At 65.0% G+C, this 18,392-nt stretch carries 19 protein-coding genes; 14 read left to right on the plus strand and 5 right to left on the minus strand.

Annotated features, from left to right (window positions below; genetic code table 11):
* Nucleotides 1-3 precede the first annotated feature (3 nt).
* Both F816_RS0100270 and F816_RS0100275 read right to left on the minus strand, forming a co-directional pair.
* The gene (locus F816_RS0100270; RefSeq protein WP_019593036.1) at nucleotides 4-807 is read right to left on the minus strand and encodes a creatininase family protein; all 804 of its coding nucleotides are present in this window, start codon (nucleotides 805-807) and stop codon (nucleotides 4-6) included.
* A 45-nt stretch (nucleotides 808-852) separates the two neighbouring features.
* Complete coding sequence (locus F816_RS0100275) at nucleotides 853-1,623, minus strand: FkbM family methyltransferase (protein WP_019593037.1); 771 nt, start codon at nucleotides 1,621-1,623, stop codon at nucleotides 853-855.
* A 159-nt stretch (nucleotides 1,624-1,782) separates the two neighbouring features.
* Between F816_RS0100275 and F816_RS0100280 the strand changes: the two genes are divergently transcribed.
* Genes F816_RS0100280 through F816_RS0100290 form a run of 3 tightly spaced genes read left to right on the plus strand, consistent with a single transcriptional unit; the run spans nucleotide 1,783 to nucleotide 5,322 of the window.
* Nucleotides 1,783-2,940, plus strand: a complete 1,158-nt coding sequence (locus F816_RS0100280) for a ChaN family lipoprotein (protein ID WP_019593038.1) — start codon at nucleotides 1,783-1,785, stop codon at nucleotides 2,938-2,940.
* Nucleotides 2,941-2,945: 5 nt separating this feature from the next.
* The gene (locus tag F816_RS0100285) at nucleotides 2,946-4,910 is read left to right on the plus strand and encodes a M1 family metallopeptidase (RefSeq protein ID WP_019593039.1); all 1,965 of its coding nucleotides are present in this window, start codon (nucleotides 2,946-2,948) and stop codon (nucleotides 4,908-4,910) included.
* Complete coding sequence (locus tag F816_RS0100290; RefSeq protein ID WP_019593040.1) at nucleotides 4,900-5,322, plus strand: HIT domain-containing protein; 423 nt, start codon at nucleotides 4,900-4,902, stop codon at nucleotides 5,320-5,322. Before F816_RS0100285 ends, F816_RS0100290 begins: the two co-directional genes overlap by 11 nt.
* Before the next feature lie 27 nt (nucleotides 5,323-5,349).
* On the opposite strand, the gene F816_RS0100295 is transcribed toward F816_RS0100290, so the two are convergent.
* Complete coding sequence (locus F816_RS0100295; protein ID WP_019593041.1) at nucleotides 5,350-5,994, minus strand: OmpW family protein; 645 nt, start codon at nucleotides 5,992-5,994, stop codon at nucleotides 5,350-5,352.
* Between the two features lie 94 nt (nucleotides 5,995-6,088).
* Entirely contained in the window at nucleotides 6,089-6,793 is a 705-nt protein-coding gene (locus F816_RS0100300) for an SDR family NAD(P)-dependent oxidoreductase (protein WP_019593042.1), read from the minus strand.
* A gap of 59 nt (nucleotides 6,794-6,852) precedes the next feature.
* Between F816_RS0100300 and F816_RS0100305 the strand changes: the two genes are divergently transcribed.
* The 4 genes from F816_RS0100305 (at nucleotide 6,853) to F816_RS0100320 (ending at nucleotide 10,478) form a co-directional block, all read left to right on the plus strand.
* On the plus strand, nucleotides 6,853-8,364 hold the full coding sequence (locus F816_RS0100305; protein ID WP_019593043.1) for a DUF1538 domain-containing protein: 1,512 nt from the start codon (nucleotides 6,853-6,855) through the stop codon (nucleotides 8,362-8,364).
* A 3-nt stretch (nucleotides 8,365-8,367) separates the two neighbouring features.
* The gene (locus F816_RS0100310) at nucleotides 8,368-8,715 is read left to right on the plus strand and encodes a hypothetical protein (RefSeq protein ID WP_018169657.1); all 348 of its coding nucleotides are present in this window, start codon (nucleotides 8,368-8,370) and stop codon (nucleotides 8,713-8,715) included.
* 11 nt (nucleotides 8,716-8,726) lie between these two features.
* Nucleotides 8,727-9,119 carry a CBS domain-containing protein gene (locus F816_RS0100315; RefSeq protein ID WP_018145798.1) on the plus strand — a complete coding sequence of 131 codons (393 nt, stop codon included), beginning with the start codon at nucleotides 8,727-8,729 and terminating at the stop codon, nucleotides 9,117-9,119.
* Nucleotides 9,120-9,203: 84 nt separating this feature from the next.
* Nucleotides 9,204-10,478, plus strand: a complete 1,275-nt coding sequence (locus F816_RS0100320; RefSeq protein WP_019593044.1) for a diguanylate cyclase — start codon at nucleotides 9,204-9,206, stop codon at nucleotides 10,476-10,478.
* 116 nt (nucleotides 10,479-10,594) lie between these two features.
* On the opposite strand, the gene F816_RS0100325 is transcribed toward F816_RS0100320, so the two are convergent.
* Complete coding sequence (locus F816_RS0100325) at nucleotides 10,595-11,356, minus strand: class I SAM-dependent methyltransferase (protein ID WP_019593045.1); 762 nt, start codon at nucleotides 11,354-11,356, stop codon at nucleotides 10,595-10,597.
* Nucleotides 11,357-11,539: 183 nt separating this feature from the next.
* Here F816_RS0100325 and F816_RS0100330 point away from each other — a divergent pair, with 183 nt between their 5' ends.
* The 7 genes from F816_RS0100330 to F816_RS0100360 all read left to right on the plus strand — a co-directional run bounded on the left by F816_RS0100330 (nucleotide 11,540) and on the right by F816_RS0100360 (nucleotide 18,391).
* On the plus strand, nucleotides 11,540-12,883 hold the full coding sequence (locus F816_RS0100330; protein WP_019593046.1) for a phosphomannomutase/phosphoglucomutase: 1,344 nt from the start codon (nucleotides 11,540-11,542) through the stop codon (nucleotides 12,881-12,883).
* A 5-nt stretch (nucleotides 12,884-12,888) separates the two neighbouring features.
* Entirely contained in the window at nucleotides 12,889-14,319 is a 1,431-nt protein-coding gene (locus F816_RS0100335; protein WP_019593047.1) for a mannose-1-phosphate guanylyltransferase/mannose-6-phosphate isomerase, read from the plus strand.
* Nucleotides 14,320-14,405: 86 nt separating this feature from the next.
* Nucleotides 14,406-15,491 carry a GDP-mannose 4,6-dehydratase gene (gene gmd, locus F816_RS0100340; RefSeq protein ID WP_019568325.1) on the plus strand — a complete coding sequence of 362 codons (1,086 nt, stop codon included), beginning with the start codon at nucleotides 14,406-14,408 and terminating at the stop codon, nucleotides 15,489-15,491.
* Nucleotides 15,484-16,449 (plus strand): GDP-L-fucose synthase, encoded by a 966-nt coding sequence (locus F816_RS0100345; RefSeq protein ID WP_019593048.1) that lies wholly within the window; start codon nucleotides 15,484-15,486, stop codon nucleotides 16,447-16,449. The genes gmd and F816_RS0100345 overlap by 8 nt, the downstream gene beginning before the upstream one ends.
* Nucleotides 16,446-17,495 (plus strand): glycosyltransferase family 10 domain-containing protein, encoded by a 1,050-nt coding sequence (locus F816_RS0100350; protein ID WP_019593049.1) that lies wholly within the window; start codon nucleotides 16,446-16,448, stop codon nucleotides 17,493-17,495. Before F816_RS0100345 ends, F816_RS0100350 begins: the two co-directional genes overlap by 4 nt.
* Before the next feature lie 63 nt (nucleotides 17,496-17,558).
* On the plus strand, nucleotides 17,559-17,966 hold the full coding sequence (locus F816_RS0100355; protein ID WP_019593050.1) for a nucleotidyltransferase domain-containing protein: 408 nt from the start codon (nucleotides 17,559-17,561) through the stop codon (nucleotides 17,964-17,966).
* Complete coding sequence (locus tag F816_RS0100360; RefSeq protein WP_019593051.1) at nucleotides 17,966-18,391, plus strand: HepT-like ribonuclease domain-containing protein; 426 nt, start codon at nucleotides 17,966-17,968, stop codon at nucleotides 18,389-18,391. Before F816_RS0100355 ends, F816_RS0100360 begins: the two co-directional genes overlap by 1 nt.
* The last annotated feature ends 1 nt before the right edge of the window (nucleotide 18,392 follow it).

An 18,392-nucleotide genomic window follows, 5' to 3' on the forward strand; every position in this document is an offset into this window, starting at 1 on the left:
CTCTCAGGGCGCGAGTTGCGTCAGGTCGAACCGCGCGGCGTCGCGGATCGTCGCGGCCAGGGTGCGAGCGTAGTGCTCCACCAATTGCTGTCCCAACTCGGCAGTTGCGCCGCGGGCATCCCCGACCACGCCGGACGGGTGGAGGTCGCCCGCCATCCAGGCGAAGGCGGCGCGCCCTTCGGGTTCCAGCACTTCCAGCTTTTCTGCGAGCTCCGCGCCCAGTGAAGGCGCGTCCAGGGCCGCTTCCATGCGCACGTGGTCCGGAGCGAGGAACTGCATCATCGCGGTCTCGATCAAGCCGCCGTGCAGGCCGTGGCGAAGCTCGTTGGGCGCGATGCGGGGCGCGTCTGGCGGGGGCTGGGTGAAATAGTGATGCTTGACCACAAGCATGCCGTGGGCCCGGCGCAACTCCAGGGCAGCGAGGTCGCAGATCGCGGTATTGCCGCCATGACTGTTGACGAGCAGCAGGCGCCGCAGGCCGCTGCGGGACACGCTGTCGCCGATGTCGCGCAGGGTGGCCAATGCGGTTTCGGGCTGCAGGCTCAGGGTGCCCGGGAATCCGGTATGTTCGGTACTGGTGGCGATCGCCACCGGCGGCAGGACCGCGAGCGGAAGGTCCTCCGGTAGGGTCTCGCAGGCGGCCTGCAGCAGGCCCAGCCCGATGCGGTAGTCGGTATCCAGCGGCAGGTGGGGGCCGTGTTGTTCGATGGCCGACAGGGGCAGGATCGCGACGGGATCGCGCGCGGCGAGCGCGGCGATCCCGTCGCTCGTGTGGTGTTGCCACCAGGGGAGGTTGTCGGCGTTCATAGGTTCAGCCTTGCCGCTCGCACTAGTTCCGTCAAGGTGACCCCATCAAGCATCGTGTCGGCGGGCATACAGGTCGCCCGAACCCAGGTTTTCGCCGTGTCGCTCCAGCCAGGCAAGGATCGCTGCGGCGGATTGCCAGTCGGCGAATTGATACTGGCGGCGTTCGCCGCGGATCAGGTTGTATTCGTACGTGCCCAGTTCCGCCAGCTGGTCGAGGCAGTCGCGGGTGACATCCAGCGCGCCGGCCACGAACTCGAAGGACAGGGCGGCGATGGGGTGGCTCAGGCCGCGCAGAACCTCGGCCTCCATGCCCTCCACATCGATCTTGCAGAAGGCTGGAAGCCCGTATTCGGCGATGAGCTGGTCGAGGGTGACCATGGGCACCGCGATCTCTTCGTCCCAGCGTACGTGTTCAAAGCTGCGGTTGCGGGTGCGCAGTGATCGCACCCAGGAACGCGAGGCGGAGGAGACGGTCGGATGACGTCGGCTGACCTGCAGCTGTGCGGTACCCGGGCGTGGCCCGGCCACCTCGCGCCGAATCGAGATGCCCGGGCGTCCTCGTACCGCGCGGCGCAGCCAGGGCAGGAGCTGCGGTTGCGGTTCCAGGGCGACCACACGCGCGCCAAGATCGGCGAAGGCGCGGGTGCGGTCGCCGACATGGGCTCCGATGTCGAACACCAGATCCCCTGACTGAATAAACGGGGCATACATATGCTGTAGTCCGCGCTGGCGTCCGGGGCGGCGATAGATGATCAGGGATCGCAGGACGCCAATGGCCTGGTCTAGCCAGCGCGGACTTTGCGTGAGAATGCTCATCCCCGCAGGCTAACCGAGCAGGCGCTGCGGGGGAACGCCTGGGGCTCGGTGGGGTCTTCTGGGTAGTTCGCCCGCTGGGGCATTTGCAAGCAGATTCGCGGGAAGATGCTCGCCGGAAAAGCGGTGTCCGCATATGGCGTTCGAGACGAGGAGTGATGCATGCAGGAAGGTTTTCGGGTTGGGACATGGGCGGGTGCTGTTGGCCTGCTGGCGACGTTGATGGCGGGTACCGTGCAGGCGGACGGCGATTGTCCAGCTCCCGGGGCTTGGTCCACGCCGGCGGGCGAGCCCCTGAATGCCGCCGAGCTGTATGGCGAACTTGCCACCCGCGAGGCGGTGTTGCTGGGTGAGCGCCACGACCGGATGGATCATCATCGCTGGCAACTGGGCACGCTTTCTGCGCTGCATGGGCAGCGTCCGGACATGGTGATCGGGCTGGAGATGCTGCCCCGCTCCAGGCAGCCGGTGCTGGATGCCTGGGTCGCGGGCGAGCTGGACCCGGAGGCATTCCTGGAGAAGAGCGGTTGGTACGAGCACTGGGGTTTCGACCCGGAGTTGTACTGGCCGATCCTGCACTTTGCCCGCGTCCACGACGTGCCGCTGCTGGCGCTGAACCTGGAGCGGGAGTATATCCAGCGTCTTGGTCACGAGGGCTGGGATACCGTGGATGCCGATACGCGCGACGGGGTGTCGGCCCCGGCCGCGGCGAGCCAGGGCTACCGTGACTATCTGGAGGCGGTGCTGGAGCGTCATCCGGCTGGCATGGGGCCCGATTCGGAACGGTTTATCGCGACGCAGTTGGCGTGGGATCGGATGATGGCTGGCGGGATTGCGGCGCGGATCGAGGCGGGTGGCGAGACCCCGCCACTGGTGGTCGCGATCATCGGGTCCGGCCACCTGGAATACGGGTATGGGGTGCCTCATCAACTGGTGGATCTGGGCGTCATCGAGGCCGCAGTGTTACTGCCGCGCGAACCCGGCGATTGCGCGGACAGCGATCCGGCGCTTGCGCATGCGATCTTCGGTGTCCCGCACGACGAGCGTTTTGAACGTTCGGGATCGATGCTGGGAGTCCATCTGGAGTCCGATGGCGATCCAGGTATTCGCATTCTCCGGGTACAAAAGGGTTCGGTCGGCGAGGCCGCCGGGCTACAGGCCGGCGATCGGGTACTGCAGGCGGGCGAACGGGCGATCCGAGCAACAAGCGATTTGCAGCGGGTGGTGCAGGCAACTCCACCGGGGACGTGGCTGCCGCTGGAAATCGAGCGTGAAGGCGAACGGCTCGAACGCGTAGCGCGCTTCCCGCGCGAGGACTGACGCATATGCGCCTGGGTGTGTTGCTGTGCAGCGTCGTCTTGTGGGTGGCCGGTGGCGTTGCGCTGGCTAGCGAGACCTTCGAGGGCATCACCCTGGAGGTTGAACTGGACCCTGGGACGTCACGGCTGGAGGGGCGTTTCGAGGTGGACCCGGGGCAGTTCGATCCAGCCTCTCTGCGGCGGTTTCGGCTCGATCCGGGTATCGCCGTGGATGCCGTTACCCTGGGCGGCCAGGCGGTGGAGTTCGACCGCAGCGGGGATGGCTGGCTGGAACTGGCGCGCGAGCCGGCCGCGGCTGACGGGCCGTTGGCGATTCGCTATGGCGCGCGACTTCCGCTGCCCGCCGAGGCGCGTCCGGGGAGCGGCTATCTGGGCCCGGACGGCGGGTATCTGCCGCCGGGGGCCGACTGGTATCCGCGCCGTCCCGATGCCGAGCCCCACGCTGTGCGGATCGAATTGAAGAGCCTTGGCGGCCATCTCGGGGTGGCTTCCGGCTCCCGCGTGGTCGAGGAGCGTCGGGTTGCCGAATACCATGCCACGTTCGAGCACCCCGCTGGTCGAGCGCTGGCGGTCGCTACCGGCCCCTGGGAGTCGGCCGAGCGGCGGGTTGGAGATGTCGAGGTACGCACCTTTTTTCCGGTCGGCCTCGAGCAGCGATTCGGGGAGACCTATCGCGAGCATGCGGCCAAATACCTGCAGCGCTTCAATGACGAGATCGGCCCGTACCCGTTTGCAACCTTTACGATCGCGGCGAGTCCGCAGCCCGTGGGGCTGGCGTTCTCCGGCTTCACGCTGTTGGGGGAGCGGGTGATTCCGCTGCCATTCATTCCGCACACCTCGCTGGGCCACGAGGTCCTGCACGCCTGGTGGGGAACCGGGGTGTACGTGGATTATTCCGCAGGCAACTGGTCGGAAGGACTGACGACCTACATGGCCGACTATCAGTTCAAGCGCGACCGCGGCGAAGGACGGGAGGAACGGGGTCAGTGGCTGCGCGATTACGCGGCCTTACCGGCCGGGGAAGATCGCGCGCACGGGAGCTTCCGGGGCGGCAATTCCGGGGCGGCTCGCATCGCCGGCTATCACCGCGGCGCGATGCTGTGGCGAATGCTGGAGGATCGAATCGGGCGCGAGGCACTGCTGTCGGGTGCGCGAGCCCTGTACGACGAATGGCGCTTTCGCGAGGCGGACTGGGACGCCGTGATCGGGGCGTTCGACGGAGCGACGGATGAAGACCTGCGGCCCTTCTTTTCCCAGTGGGTAGAGCGTGCCGGCGCGCCTGCGCTGGGACTGACGGGACTGCACCGCGAGGCGCGGGGAGACGGTTGGCGAGTACAGGGCAGGCTGCAACAACGCTACGAGCAGGCCCCTTGGGAGCTGTATGTGCCGCTGGAGCTGGAAACCGAGAACGGCCGCGAGACGCATTGGGTCGAGCTGAATGCGGCAGAGAAGGGGGTTTCGCTGGAGACCTCCAGCCGACCCCTGGCCATTGCCATCGACCCCGACTGGCGAATGTTCCGCCATCTGGCAGCGGACGAGTCGCCCGCCATCCTGCGTCAGGGGGCATTGGACCCGGAAGCCCGGGTGGTGGCGCTGGACGATGCGGACCCCTCCGAGGTCGCCCCCTGGCTGGGTCGAGTGCCGGGCTCCGCGGACGACGCAGAAGGCACGCGGATCGTGCTGGGCTCGCATTCCTCCGTGGCCGGCTGGCTGGAGCGGCATGACTTGCCGAGCGACTCGGTCGCACTGGCGAATGCAGGCGAGATCGGTCCGGGAGCGCGGGCCTGGGCAGTACCGGATACCCGGTTGATTGTGATCAGCGGGGCGGATGCGGATACACGGCGCGAGGCCGCGGCCGCACTGCGGCATCGATCGCACTACAGCTACCTGTTGCCCGGCGCGAACGGCGAATGGCAGACCGGCCTCTGGTCCCAGCCGGGAATATGGCAGGAGTTTGATGATGACGAATGAATTTCTGCTGGATCCACGCCTCGAGGCCGATACCTGGGCGGCGGCCGAGTGGCCGCTGTCGAGGCTACGGTTGATGGATCACCACGACTATCCCTGGTTCATCCTGGTGCCGCGTCGCGCCGATGTGCGCGAACTGCATCAACTGGCCCCCGAGGATGCCATCCAGCTGGCTCGCGAGTCCGGTGCACTAGCGCGGGCGATGGAGCAGGTCTTCGCTCCGAAGGCGCTGAACGTGGCCAAGCTTGGCAATATCGTGGAGCAGCTGCACCTGCATCATGTAGCACGCTGCGAAGGGGACCCGGCGTGGCCCGGCCCCGTGTGGGGTGCCCCGAAATCGCGCGGGCTGGAAACGCAAGAGGCCGAGGACCGCATTGCGCGGGTCCTCGGCCTCGTCGGAGACGTCGGCGGCTAGGCCGGCGTCAGACGGTCTTGGCTAGCCTCAGAAGCGGTAGCCGACGTTCATCCCGAAGGTCCAGGGATCGATGTTGACCGTGCCCAAGTGGTCCCCGCCCAGCGAGACATCCGTATCGATATCGATCCAGCGAACCTCGGCGTTCACGAACCAGTTCTCGTCGACCGCGAAGTCGATCCCGGCCTGCACCGCGGCACCCCAGGAGTCATCGAGATCGATGTCGGCATCGAGGACGTCGGAGGTGTCTTCATCAAAGAAATAGGTGTAATTGATGCCGGCACCCACGTAAGGACGCACACCCGTGCCGGTGTTGAAGTGGTACTGGAGGCTCAGGGTCGGGGGCAGGTGACGCGTGCTGCCGATGTCGGCGCCACTGAGGCTCAGGTCATGCTTGAACGGGATGGCGACCAGGAGCTCCAGACCGAGGTTGTCCGTCATCATGTAGGTGATGTTGCCGGACGGGCGGGTGCTCGACCCGACATCCACGCTGTGTGTGCCGTTCATCAGGTCACCATTGTCGGACTTTGGCGCGATGTGGGTCAGGCCGCCTCGCAGCAGCCAGTCGCCAGCGGAGACGTCGGCATTGGCGGCGATGGCGTGGGCCGGGATCAGCGCGGCCGGGGCCAGCAGGCCGGCCAGGGTCAGAGCGCGCAGGGTGGTGGAACGTTGCATGTCGAGTCTCCGAATCGGTGTATGTTCGCAGGCACTATCCCGCCATCGGTATTAGCGGTTGTTGATGCAGATCATGGTTGTGGCGGGTGAGCGTTCAGAAAGGCAGGCGCTGGCCCTCGAAGTCGTGGAAGCTGCCGGACTGGTCGGCCTCCAGATGGTCCAGGACACCGAGCAGACGTTCGCTTGCGTATTCGGGACTGAGGACCTCCGGAGCGCGTGACCGGTACGGCTCCGACAGACGGGTGTCGCAGGTGCCGGGCTGAAGCGCAATCACCAGCGCATGGCGATGGCTGAAGCGTAGTTCCAGGGCCGTGGTACGCACGATCTGGTTGAGCGCGGCCTTGGAGGCGCGATAACTCACCCAGCCGCCCAGGTGGTTGTCCTCGATGGACCCGACCCGGGCCGAGAGGGTGGCCAGGATGCCCTTGCGGCCCCGCGGGAGCAGGGGTGCCAGGTGCTTGAACAGTAATGCCGGGCCGATGGCGTTGATGGCGAAGGCATGGGCCATGATCGTCGGGTCGAGATCGCGCAGGCGCTTCTCCGGCCCGTGGCCGTCGATGGTCAGGATCCCGGTGGCGTCGAGGATCAAGTCCCACTCGGGTGCCTGGTCTCGCAGCCAGGCGGCGGCCTGCTCAATGCTGGCCTCGTCGAGCAGGTCCACGGGTGGGGTGCTTTGGCGCCCGAGGCCGACCACGCGTTCGCAGTTCGGGTCGTTCTCCAGGTGGTCGACAAACGCGGCACCGAGGCCGCCCGTAGCGCCGATGACCACGGCACGATAGGGTATCTGCAAGGATTTCATGGACACTGTGACCGAAACATCGGCGATTGATTCCGGGGCGTGCCTCGGTTAGGGAGCGCATGAACTTTCTCCACACCCTGGGCCATGCGGCACGCAACCTCGCTCCGATCGTGATCGTGGTGGCGGTGTTCCAGGCGCTGGTGCTGCGCACGGTGCCGGATGGCCTGCTGTCGATGGTGGTCGGCCTGGCCATCGTGGTGTTCGGCGTGGCGCTGTTCCTGCAGGGGCTGGAGATGGGGATCTTCCCCATCGGCAAGAACCTGTCCAACGCACTGGCGCGGCGTGGATCGTTGCTGTTGCTGATGGCTTTCGGCTTTACGCTCGGGTTTGCGACGGTGATCGCGGAGCCGGCACTGATCGCGGTGGCGGAGCAGGCGGAGGTGATCAGCGAGGGCCGTATCGAGGGCATGGTGCTGCGGCTGATCGTCGCGCTTTCGGTAGGGGCCGTGGTGGCGCTCGGGATCCTGCGTACGGTGATGGGCCACCCGTTGCATTGGTACATCCTGACCGGCTATGTGCTGGTGGTGCTGGTGACCTTCTTCGCCCCGGAGGAGATCGTGGGCCTGGCTTACGACTCGGGCGGGGTGACCACGAACATCGTGACGGTGCCGCTCGTGGCGGCACTGGGCCTGGGGCTGGCGGCCTCCATAAGCGGGCGTAACCCGCTGCGCGACGGCTTCGGGCTGGTGGCGCTGGCGGTGATGGTGCCGATGATCACGGTGCAAATCTACGGGATCATCGTGTTCACGGGAGCGGAGATCGCGGCTCCCACCGGCGCCGAGACAACGGCCATGGATCCGGGAGCCGATCTGCCAGGCGCAGGCGAGCGGCACTGGCTGTCCGCGATGGGCATGGACCTGTTGCTGATGTTGCGTGACGTGGCACCGATCATCGCGGTGATCGTGGTGTTCCAGTATTTCGTGCTGCGCAAGCGCATCCCGTATCTGCCGCGGGTGATGTTCGGTTTCGTGTTGGTGGTGCTGGGGCTTTATGCCTTCGTCGTAGGGCTGAAGCTGGGCCTGTTCCCGATCGGCGAGAGCATGGCCGAGCAGTTGATTACCAACGAACTGTTCGTGTGGGTGTATTTGTTCGCCTTTTCCATCGGGTTCGCGACCACCATGGCGGAACCAGCGCTGATCGCGATTGGCCAGAAGGCCGAAGAGGCCGCTCGCGGTTCATTGCGGGGCAACGTCATCCGCATCCTGGTGGCGCTGGGCGTGGCCATTGGCATCACCATCGGAGTGCACCGCATTCTGGCGGGGGACTCCATCCACCACTACATCATGGGCGGCTACCTGCTGGTGATCGTGCTCACGATCCTGGCGCCCAAGCAGATCGTGGCACTGGCCTTCGATCTCGGCGGGGTGACCACCTCCGAGGTGACTGTGCCCCTGGTGACGGCCCTGGGGATCGGCCTGGCGACGCACCTGGAGGATCGCAACGTACTGATCGACGGCTTCGGTCTGATCGCGTTCGCGTCGATATTTCCCATCGTCACGGTGATGCTCTACGCGATCGCCGTGGATCTTTACGAACGCTGGTCCGCTCGCGACGAGCGGCAGGAGGAGTGAGCAATGCGATTTTCTGCACTGGTGGCCGTCCTCTCGGATGATCTGGAGGAACAGGCGATTGCCACGGCCAAGGAAGCGGGCGCGGGTGGCGTGACCATCATGGATGCGCGCGGGATTGGCGCCGAGGCCCGCAGGACGTTTCTCGGCATGACCTACGAGGGCAGTCAGTCGGTCCTCTTGTGGGTGCTGGAGAAGAAGGTGGCCCTGGACGTGCTCAAGTGCATCTCGAAGGAGCTGGACCTGGCCAATGACCCGCGGGGAGTGGCCTTTACGGTGGATGTGGCCCATCTCGCCGGTATCGGGCGCAAGCAGATCGAGCAGTTCCAGGAACAGGTCAAGGAAGAACTCTGACGGAGAGCAACATGCTGGTAAGCGAAATTCTAAGACCCAATGTCGTCACTGTGTCTCCCCTGGCACCGCTGCGCGAGGCGATGCAGCTGATGCGCAAGCATGGCGTCAAGTCGCTGGTGGTGGAGAAGCAGCACGCCCACGATGCCTACGGCATCATCACCTATACGACCATCCTCAAGACGATCGTGGCGGAAGAGGGCGATATCGACCTCTCGAATGTCTATGATGTCTGCACGAAACCGGTGATCACGGTGCCCGCCGAGATGGATGTGAAGTACGTCGCGCGGCTGATGGTGAGCCAGGGGATCCGGCGGCTGGTGGTGCTGAAGGGCAACGAGCTGGAAGGGATCGTGACGACCAGCGACATTGTCGGATCGATCCTCGAGATGGCGGACATGGACTGAACCGCGCCGCCCCAAGCGGGTCGGATTTCAGTGACCTCGCGCATGACCCCGTGTCGTGCGTTCATTTTTTGCAGAAGGCCCGATATGGCGTCCGTGTCGATCATCGAGGGGTTCGAGAAACTCCGACTGCTGGATGCCGCTATCGAGCAATCGTACAACTCGGTCGTCATTACCGACGCCGATCTGGACGGCGGTCCGCGGATCGTTTACGTAAATGCGGGTTTTGAGCGTATGACCGGGTATTCGCGGGAGGAAGCCCTGGGGAAAACCCCGCGTATCCTTCAGGGCCCGGCAACCTCGCGCGCCGTTCTGGACAAGTTGCGCGGGGCCCTCGTCAGTGGCGAGTATTTCGAGGGCGAAACGGTCAACTACCGCAAGGATGGCTCCTCGTACGAGGTTCGCTGGCACATCTCGCCCGTATATGCCAGCGATACCGACCGTGACATCACCCACTTCGTCTCGGTGCAAAAGGACATTACCGAAGAGCGGCGGCGGGATGACGAGCTGCGGCTATTGTCGACGGCGCTTGAGGTGTCGGTGGACCCCGTGCTGATCACCGATCCCGAAGGCACGATCACCTATGTGAACGCGGCCTTCGAGGAGCAGACCGGATACAGCCGGAATGAAGCGGTAGGCAAGAATCCGCGGTTCCTTCAGTCCGGTCAGCAGGAGTCCGGGTTTTATCGCGAAATGTGGGAAACACTTGCGCGCGGCGAAGCCTTCCGTGGCGAGTTCGTGAACCGCCGCCGCGACGGTACCCTGATGAACATGGAGCAGAGCATCAGTCCGGTGACCGATGCCCATGGCCGGGTGACGCACTACGTGTCGATCAGCAAGGATGTGACCGATCGAGTGCGCATGGAGGACGAGATCCGGCGCCTGGCGCATACCGACTGGCTGACGGGGCTGGCCAACCGTCTGAGCCTGGGCAACACGCTGGAGGCGGAGATGGAGCGCAGCCGCCGCTACGGACGGCCCCTTTCCCTGATCATGTTCGATATCGACCATTTCAAGGACTTCAACGACGACTACGGCCACGAGACTGGAGATGACGTCCTCAAGCGGCTGGCCGATACGGTGCAGGGCGCGCTGCGCGAGGCGGATGCCCTTGGGCGCTGGGGCGGGGAGGAGTTCATGGTCGTCGTGCCGGAGACCCCTGGCGCGGGCGCCGAGGCTATGGCCGAAAAGCTGCGCAAGGCCGTGGCGGCCATGGAAACGGCGTGCCCGGTGTCGGTTACGGCGAGTTTCGGGGTGACCGAGATGCGCCAGGGCGATACCCCCAAGACCTTCGCCCGCCGCGTGGACGAGGCGATGTATCAGGCCAAGGAGGCGGGTCGTAACCGGGTCGTCTTGCTCTGAGGCCGTGGTTCCGGTAGTGCGTCGGCGGCCCTAACGAAAACGGGCCGACCCCAAAAGGGCCAGCCCGTCCTGTGTCCTGTCGGGGATGCCATGCCCCGCTATTGGTAGCGTCCGGACTACGCGCGGCGGCGCAGCACCCAGATCTCCAGCAGGGCCCAGTCTTCGCCCGGATAGTTCTCCTGCTCCAGCGGCGACAGGCGGCGATGGCGGCTGGCGGTGCTACCGACGAATTCGAGGTGTTCCAGCAGCAGGCGCTTGGTCGCGTCGGCCTTTTCCAGGGCGAAGGGGTTCAGGAAGTTGACCAGCATGTAGCCCTCACGTGGGGTCTCGGCGAAGGAGCGGATCAGCGTCTCGATTGCCGGCGGGTCCAGATAGACCAGCGATGCGGTGGAGATCACGATGTCCGCGTCGGCCATGGCCTTTTCGATCGCGGCCTGAGTCTCCGGTGCAGGCTGGTTCAGATCCGCCTCGAAGGTTTCGTCGAACAGCCCGGCGCTCTTGCCATAGGCCAGCGCGTTGCCCGAGATGTCGATGCCGGTGGTCTTCATCGGCAGACGGCGCGGGGCGACGACAGTCTTGCAGGCCTGCTCATCGGCCCAGTTGGCGCGGATCGCCTCGACATCCATATTGTGGATGGCGGCCATGGTGGTGTTGCCAAAGCAGCAGCACAGGTCCACGTAGTTCAGGGTCTTGCCGGCGGCGGCCTGCTGCTCGGCCCAGGGCAGGATCAGCCGGTCGAAGGTTTGCCGGTTGAAGTCGTCGGAGATGTAGTCGAGCGCGTCGATGATGCGCTCCTTGAACGGCACTGGGGTCTCGGCGACGTAGATATCGTCGAAATGCTGTTTCTTCTCCTCGGTCTTCACTTGCGGCTCACTCATCGGCTTTTCCTCGTTGTATAAACCCACCATGCTCGGGGGTATGCGTGTAGAGCGTCAAGTAACGGCACTCACGCCAGTGATGCTGGTATGGCCTCGCGGAGCCCTTTGGCTATGTATCATGACGGTATGCGCAACGGATTTCTGTCCGGTGCGGGAAGCGAATGATGCCGGTAAGGGGCGTGCATGAAGATTGACTGTTTCAAGGCCTACGACATACGTGGCCGGGTGCCGGACCAGCTCAATCCGGATGTGGTGCGAGCGATCGGGCGCGCCTTCGCCGAGGAGATCCGGCCGGGACGCACGGTCGTCGGGCATGATATCCGCCTTTCCAGCCCGGAACTGGCGCGGGCGCTCACCGAAGGGCTTACGGCGGGCGGGAGTGACGTTGCCGATATTGGCATGTGTGGCACCGAAGAGGTGTATTTCGCCACCGCCCACTACGGGGCCGGTGGCGGGATCATGGTGACGGCCAGCCACAATCCGCTGGACTACAACGGTCTGAAGCTCGTGCGCAGCGACGCGCGCCCGATCAGCGGGGATTCCGGGCTGCAGGCGATTCGCGCTCGCGCCGAGCGTGGTGACTTCCGGCCCATGCCCCACGGGCAGGTCCGGCACCTGGATCATCGGGCGGACTACATCTCCCGGCTGCTGGCCTCGGTCGACCGCGATACCTTGCCGAAACTCAAGGTGGTCGTGAACCCCGGCAACGGGGGGGCGGGGCCGGTGCTGGAGGCCCTGGAGCCGCATCTCCCGTTCGAGCTGATCCGCGTCAACTTCGAACCGGATGGGCGTTTCCCCAATGGCATTCCCAATCCATTGCTGCCGGAAAACCGCGCGGCCACCGCGGAGGCGGTGCGCAAGCACGGCGCCGATCTCGGCGTGGCCTGGGACGGCGACTTTGATCGCTGCTTCCTGTTCGACGCCCAAGGCAACTTCATCGAGGGGTATTACATCGTGGGCCTGCTGGCCGAGGCGTGCCTGGAGGGGCACGCCGGGGAGCGCATCATCCACGACCCGCGCCTGACCTGGAACACCATTGAGATGGTTTGTGCCGCCGGGGGCGAACCCATCCAGTCCAAGACCGGACACGCCTTCATGAAGGAGCGGCTGCGCCACGAGGATGGAATCTACGGGGGCGAGATGAGTGCTCACCACTACTTCCGGGACTTCTACTACTGCGATACCGGGATGTTGCCCTGGTTGCGGGTGGCCGAGCTCATGGGCCGACGCGGCCAGGCGTTGGGCGAGATGGTGGCCGAGCGTATGGCGCGCTTCCCCTGCAGCGGCGAGCTGAACTTCGAGGTCGAGGACGCCGCCGCCGCCACCGATCGGGTGATGCAGGCCTACGCGTCGGAAGCCGTGGGGCTGGATCATACGGATGGCGTCAGCCTGGAATTCGCGGACTGGCGCTTCAACCTGCGCAGTTCCAATACCGAGCCGCTGCTACGGTTGAATGTAGAGACCCGCGCCGATCCGGCCCTGCTGGAATGCCGCGTGGACGAGATTTCACGCCTGATACGGGGGTAAGGCCGATGGAACATATGCAAAGCCGGACGGAACTGCAGCCGGTGATTCTGGCCGGCGGATCGGGCACCCGCCTGTGGCCGGTATCGCGCAGTCACTACCCCAAGCAGTTCCTGCCCCTGACCGGGGAGCAGACGTTGCTGCAGCAGACGGCCGAGCGGCTGGACGGCCTGGGCGCGTCGGCGCCCCTGGTGCTGGCCAACGTCGAGCATCGCTTCCTGGCGGCCGAGCAGTTGCGGGCGGCCGGTGTGGAGCATGCCCGCATCGTGCTGGAGCCGGAGGGGCGCAATACCGCCCCGGCGATCGCTCTGGCGGCGTTGCAGGCGCAGGCGGAAGGGCGCGACCCGTTGTTGCTGATCTTGGCGGCGGACCACCACATCGGTGATCCCGAGGCCTTCCAGGCGGCCGTGGCGCGAGCCATGACGCTGGCGGAGGCGGGCCACCTGGTTACCTTCGGGATCGTGCCTACTGCTGCGGAGACCGGTTATGGCTATATCCAGCAGGGTGCGTCCCTGGGGGATGCCGGTGCGCGAGTGGCGCGTTTCGTCGAGAAGCCGGATGCCGCCACCGCGCGCGAGTACGTTGACAGTGGCGATTACCTCTGGAACAGCGGCATGTTCGTGTTCCGCGCCTCGCTGTACATGCAGGAGTTGCAGCGTTTCGAACCGGGCATCGTCGAGGCTTGCCGCGCCGCGCTGGAGGGCGCCCGCGAGGACCTCGACTTCCTGCGGGTGGACCCGGAGGCCTTCGCCGCGGCCCCGAATATCTCGGTGGATTACGCGGTGATGGAGCGCACCGAGCACGCCGCCGTCACACCGCTGGCCGCCGGTTGGAGCGACATCGGCTCGTGGTCCGCTCTGGCGGGCGTGCGTGGCATGGATGAGCAGGGCAACACCCTGCGCGGGGACTGCCTGCTGGAAGATAGCGAGGGCTGCGTGGTGGATGCCGACGGCTTGCTGGTCGCCGGCATCGGCCTGCGCAACCTGGCCGTGGTCGCCACCCGTGACGCCGTACTGGTTGCCGACCGCGACCGTGTCCAGGACGTCAAACTCATCGTGGAGCGCCTGAAAGCGGACAACCGCAGCGAGCACGTCAATCACACGGCGGTTTATCGTCCCTGGGGGTGCTACGAATCCATTGATACCGGGGCGCGCTATCAGGTCAAGCGCATCACCGTGAACCCCGGTGCGCGTCTTTCCCTGCAGATGCATCATCATCGGGCCGAACATTGGGTAGTCGTCAGCGGCACCGCGCGGGTGACCAATGGCGAGCAAAACTACCTGGTCACCGAGAACGAATCGACCTTCATCCCAATTGGCCAGGTTCACTGCCTGGAGAACCCCGGTGCGCTCCCGCTGGAATTGATCGAGGTGCAGTCCGGCAGCTACCTCGGCGAAGATGACATTGTCCGCCTGGAGGACGTGTACGGCCGCGCGTGACCGGGCCTCGGGTGGTTCCGGGAGTGCTATGATCCGCCCTTTTGGGCGGCGCGCGGACGGGGCGTGGCCTGCGAGCAGGAGTTGGCATGGCCAAAGTGGCATTGATCACCGGGATTACCGGGCAGGACGGGGCCTACCTGGCCGAGTTTTTGCTGGACAAGGGCTACGAGGTGCACGGCATCAAGCGCCGCTCCTCTCTGTTTAATACCGATCGTATCGACCACCTGTATCAGGATCCGCACGAGAGTGATCGCCGGTTCATCCTGCATCATGGCGACTTGACTGATTCGACCTGCCTGATCCGCATCATTCAGCAGGTGCAGCCGGACGAGATCTACAATCTCGCCGCGCAGTCGCATGTCGCGGTCTCGTTTGAGGAGCCGGAGTACACCGCCAACTCCGATGCCCTGGGCACGCTCCGCGTGCTGGAGGCGATCCGCATCCTCGGTATGGAGCAGACCACGCGCTTCTATCAGGCCAGCACCTCGGAGCTCTACGGGAAGGTTCAGGCCACCCCGCAGGACGAGACCACCCCGTTCTATCCGCGCAGCCCGTATGCGGTGGCCAAGCTGTATGCCTACTGGATCGTGGTGAATTACCGCGAGGCCTACGGGATGTATGCCTGCAACGGCATCCTGTTCAACCACGAATCGCCGGTGCGCGGCGAAACCTTCGTCACCCGCAAGATTACGCGCGCCCTGGCCCGCATCAAGCTGGGGCTGCAGGAACGGCTCTATCTGGGCAACCTGGATGCCAAACGGGACTGGGGACATGCCCGTGACTACGTCGAGATGCAGTGGCTGATGCTGCAGCAGGAAACCCCGGACGACTACGTGATCGCCACCGGCGAACAACACAGCGTGCGCGACTTCGTGGATGCCGCGGCGCGCGAACTGGGCATGAGTATCGAATGGCGCGGCGAGGGCGTGGACGAACAGGGATTCGACGAAAAGGGCCGCTGCATCGTGTCGGTGGACCCGCGCTATTTTCGTCCCACCGAGGTCGAGACCCTGTTGGGGGATGCCAGCAAGGCCAAGCGCGAGCTGGGCTGGGAACCGCGCATTCGCTTTGACGAACTGGTGGCCGAGATGGTGCGCGAGGACCTCAGGAGCGCCGAGCGGGACGAGCTGGTGCGCGACCACGGCTACCGGACCCTGAGCCGCCATGAGTAATTCGCAACGCGTCTTCGTCGCCGGACACCGCGGGATGGTGGGCAGCGCGGTCTGTCGCCAGCTCGAGGACTGGCCGGGGGTGGACCTACTGACCCGCAGCCATGCGGAGCTGGACCTGACCGATCAGGCGGCGGTCGAGGCCTTCATGCGCGTGGAGCGCCCGGATCAGGTCTATCTGGCGGCGGCGAAGGTCGGGGGCATCCATGCCAACAACACCTATCCGGCCGAGTTCATCCGCGACAACCTCGCGATCCAGACGAACATGATCCATGGCGCACATATCGCGGGCGTGCGGCGGCTGCTCTTTCTCGGGTCCAGCTGCATCTATCCGCGCGAGGCGCCGCAGCCGATCCCAGAGGAGGCCCTGCTGACCGGGCCGCTGGAGCCGACCAACGAGCCCTACGCGATTGCCAAGATCGCCGGCATCAAGCTGTGCGAGAGCTACAACCGGCAGTACGGAACGGATTACCGCTCGGTGATGCCGACCAACCTCTACGGCCCGGGTGACAACTATCACCCGGAGAACAGCCACGTGATTCCCGGGCTGATCCGGCGCTTTCACGAGGCGAAGCGGGCCGGAGCCGGGCATGTGACCGTCTGGGGGAGTGGCACCCCGCGCCGGGAGTTCCTCCACGTGGATGACATGGCGGCGGCCTGTGTACACGTGATGAACCTCGATCACGTGACCTACGCAGAACACACGCAACCGATGCTGAGCCATATCAACGTCGGCACCGGCGAGGATCTTGCGATTGCTGACCTGGCGCGGCTGGTGGCCCGGGTGGTCGGCTTTGCCGGCGAACTGCGTTTTGACACCTCGCGGCCGGACGGGACGCCGCGCAAGCTGCTGGATGTCTCGCGACTCGCGGCGCTGGGATGGAAGGCCCGAATCGAACTTGAAGAGGGGCTCTCCGGGGCCTATGCCGAGTTCCTGGAACGCGGCGGGGATCGGCCGTGACCGAGCCCACCTCGCGTCCGATTCGGGTCAAGTTTCTCTCGACCATGCGCGAGGGTATCTGGCGCCACCAGTTGCCGGACGGCGAGGCGCGCTGGGGGCGCTGCGAGTTTGTTTTCGACCCCGCGGTAACGGACTACGACTGGCTGGTGGTCTACGACGAATTTCCTTCCAACACCGGGCGCAACCGGCACTACAGCGAGCAGCTGACCTGTGGGGCCGAGCGGACGCTCCTGGTGACCATGGAGCCGCCGTCCATCAAGTCCTACGGGCGGCGTTTCACTCGCCAGTTTGGCCGCGTGCTGACCTCGCATCCGGAATGGGCGCTCAAGCACCGGCGGCGCATCCATTCCCAGCAGGGGATGCTCTGGTACTACGGTTTCGGCAGAGAGGGCGAGCGGCCGTACAACGAGATGCACGCGAAGCCGCCGCTGGAAAAGTCCCGCGAGATCGCCACCATGTGCTCGGCCAAGCGCCAGCGTCACACGCTGCACCGGCGTCGCTACGACTTTACGTGGGCGCTCAAGGCGCAACTGCCGGAACTGGAGATCTTCGGCAAGGGCGTGCAGCCCCTGGACGACAAGGCCGAGTGCCTGGACGCGTACCGGTACCATCTGGCGGTGGAAAATTACGTTGGCGCGCACCACTGGACCGAGAAGCTGGCGGACGCCTTTCTCGGCGCGACGCTCCCGTTTTACTACGGTGCGCCCAATGCGGCGGACTATTTTCCGCCGGAGAGCTTCATCGCGATTGATATCGAAGACGTGGAGGGGACGGCGGAACGCATTCGCCGCGCCATCCGCGACAACGAGTATGAACAGCGCCTGCCACACATCCTCGAGGCCCGGCGCCGGGTGCTGGAGGAGTACAACCAGTTCGCCGTGGTCTCGCGGATTATCGAGGCCGCACACGACACCGAGCCGGCAGGGTCGACCGGCCAGTGGATCCATTCCCGCCGTGCCCTGCGCCGTCGCGACCCGCTGGCCGCCCTGGAGGGCGCCTGGGAAAAACTCAGCCAGCGCATCGGCCACCTCGCCGGTCGCGTTTGACGCTACCCGGAGACGACTGGAGCGTGTCTTGCAAACACGCGATGTGCGCCGGAGAATCCGGAAATGGCCTCTCGAATCGAAAGCCCCATAATCGCCCGCGTTCTGGGTGAACGCCTCTCGGCCGACTCGGGGGTGGTTTGTGCCTACCTGTTCGGTAGTCACAGCCGTGGAGAAGCACGGGTGGGGAGTGACATTGATCTCGCAGTGCTGATGGTCGAACCCGTGGCTGACGGTCTCCTTAATCCACTTGCGCTCCTGCAGATGGATCTCGAAGACGCGACCGGGTGCACGGTCGACTTGATCGATCTTCACAAGGTAGGCGCAGACCTGATCCACCGGGTGCTGCGGGATGGCATTGTCGTGTTCGAATCCGACGCGTCGCGCAGGATTGCCTTCGAAGTCGATGCCCGTAACCGGTATTTCGATCTTCTTCCGTACTTGGAGGAGTATCGCCAGGCAGGAAACGCATGATGGATCGCGCTCTCCTGCAGAAGAAACTGGCTTTTATCGAGACCTGTGTGCGCGAGTTAAAGGAGTTGGCCCGCCCGGAGCACCTGGAGAGTGATGTCAGGGAACGACGATTCGTCGAACATACTCTGCAGTTGGCCATTCAGGCCGCTCTGGATGCTGCCTCGCACTGGGTTTCGGCACGACGGCTGGGGGAGCCGGAGAGTAACCGGCAGTTGTTCTTTCTCCTCGCTCGGGACGATGTTATTGAATCGGATTTGGCAGAAGTCCTGGCGGCAATGGCAGGGTTTCGTAACATCCTGGTTCACGGATATCAGAGCGTCGATCCGGCAAAGATTCGTCTGATTCTGACCGACCATTTGAATGACCTGGAAGTATTTTGCAAGGCGATGGCGTGCGCCGTGCGCAAAGCCTCCGGGAATTCGTAGC

Source organism: Thioalkalivibrio sp. ALM2T (assembly GCF_000381505.1).
GTDB lineage: Bacteria > Pseudomonadota > Gammaproteobacteria > Ectothiorhodospirales > Ectothiorhodospiraceae > Thioalkalivibrio > Thioalkalivibrio versutus.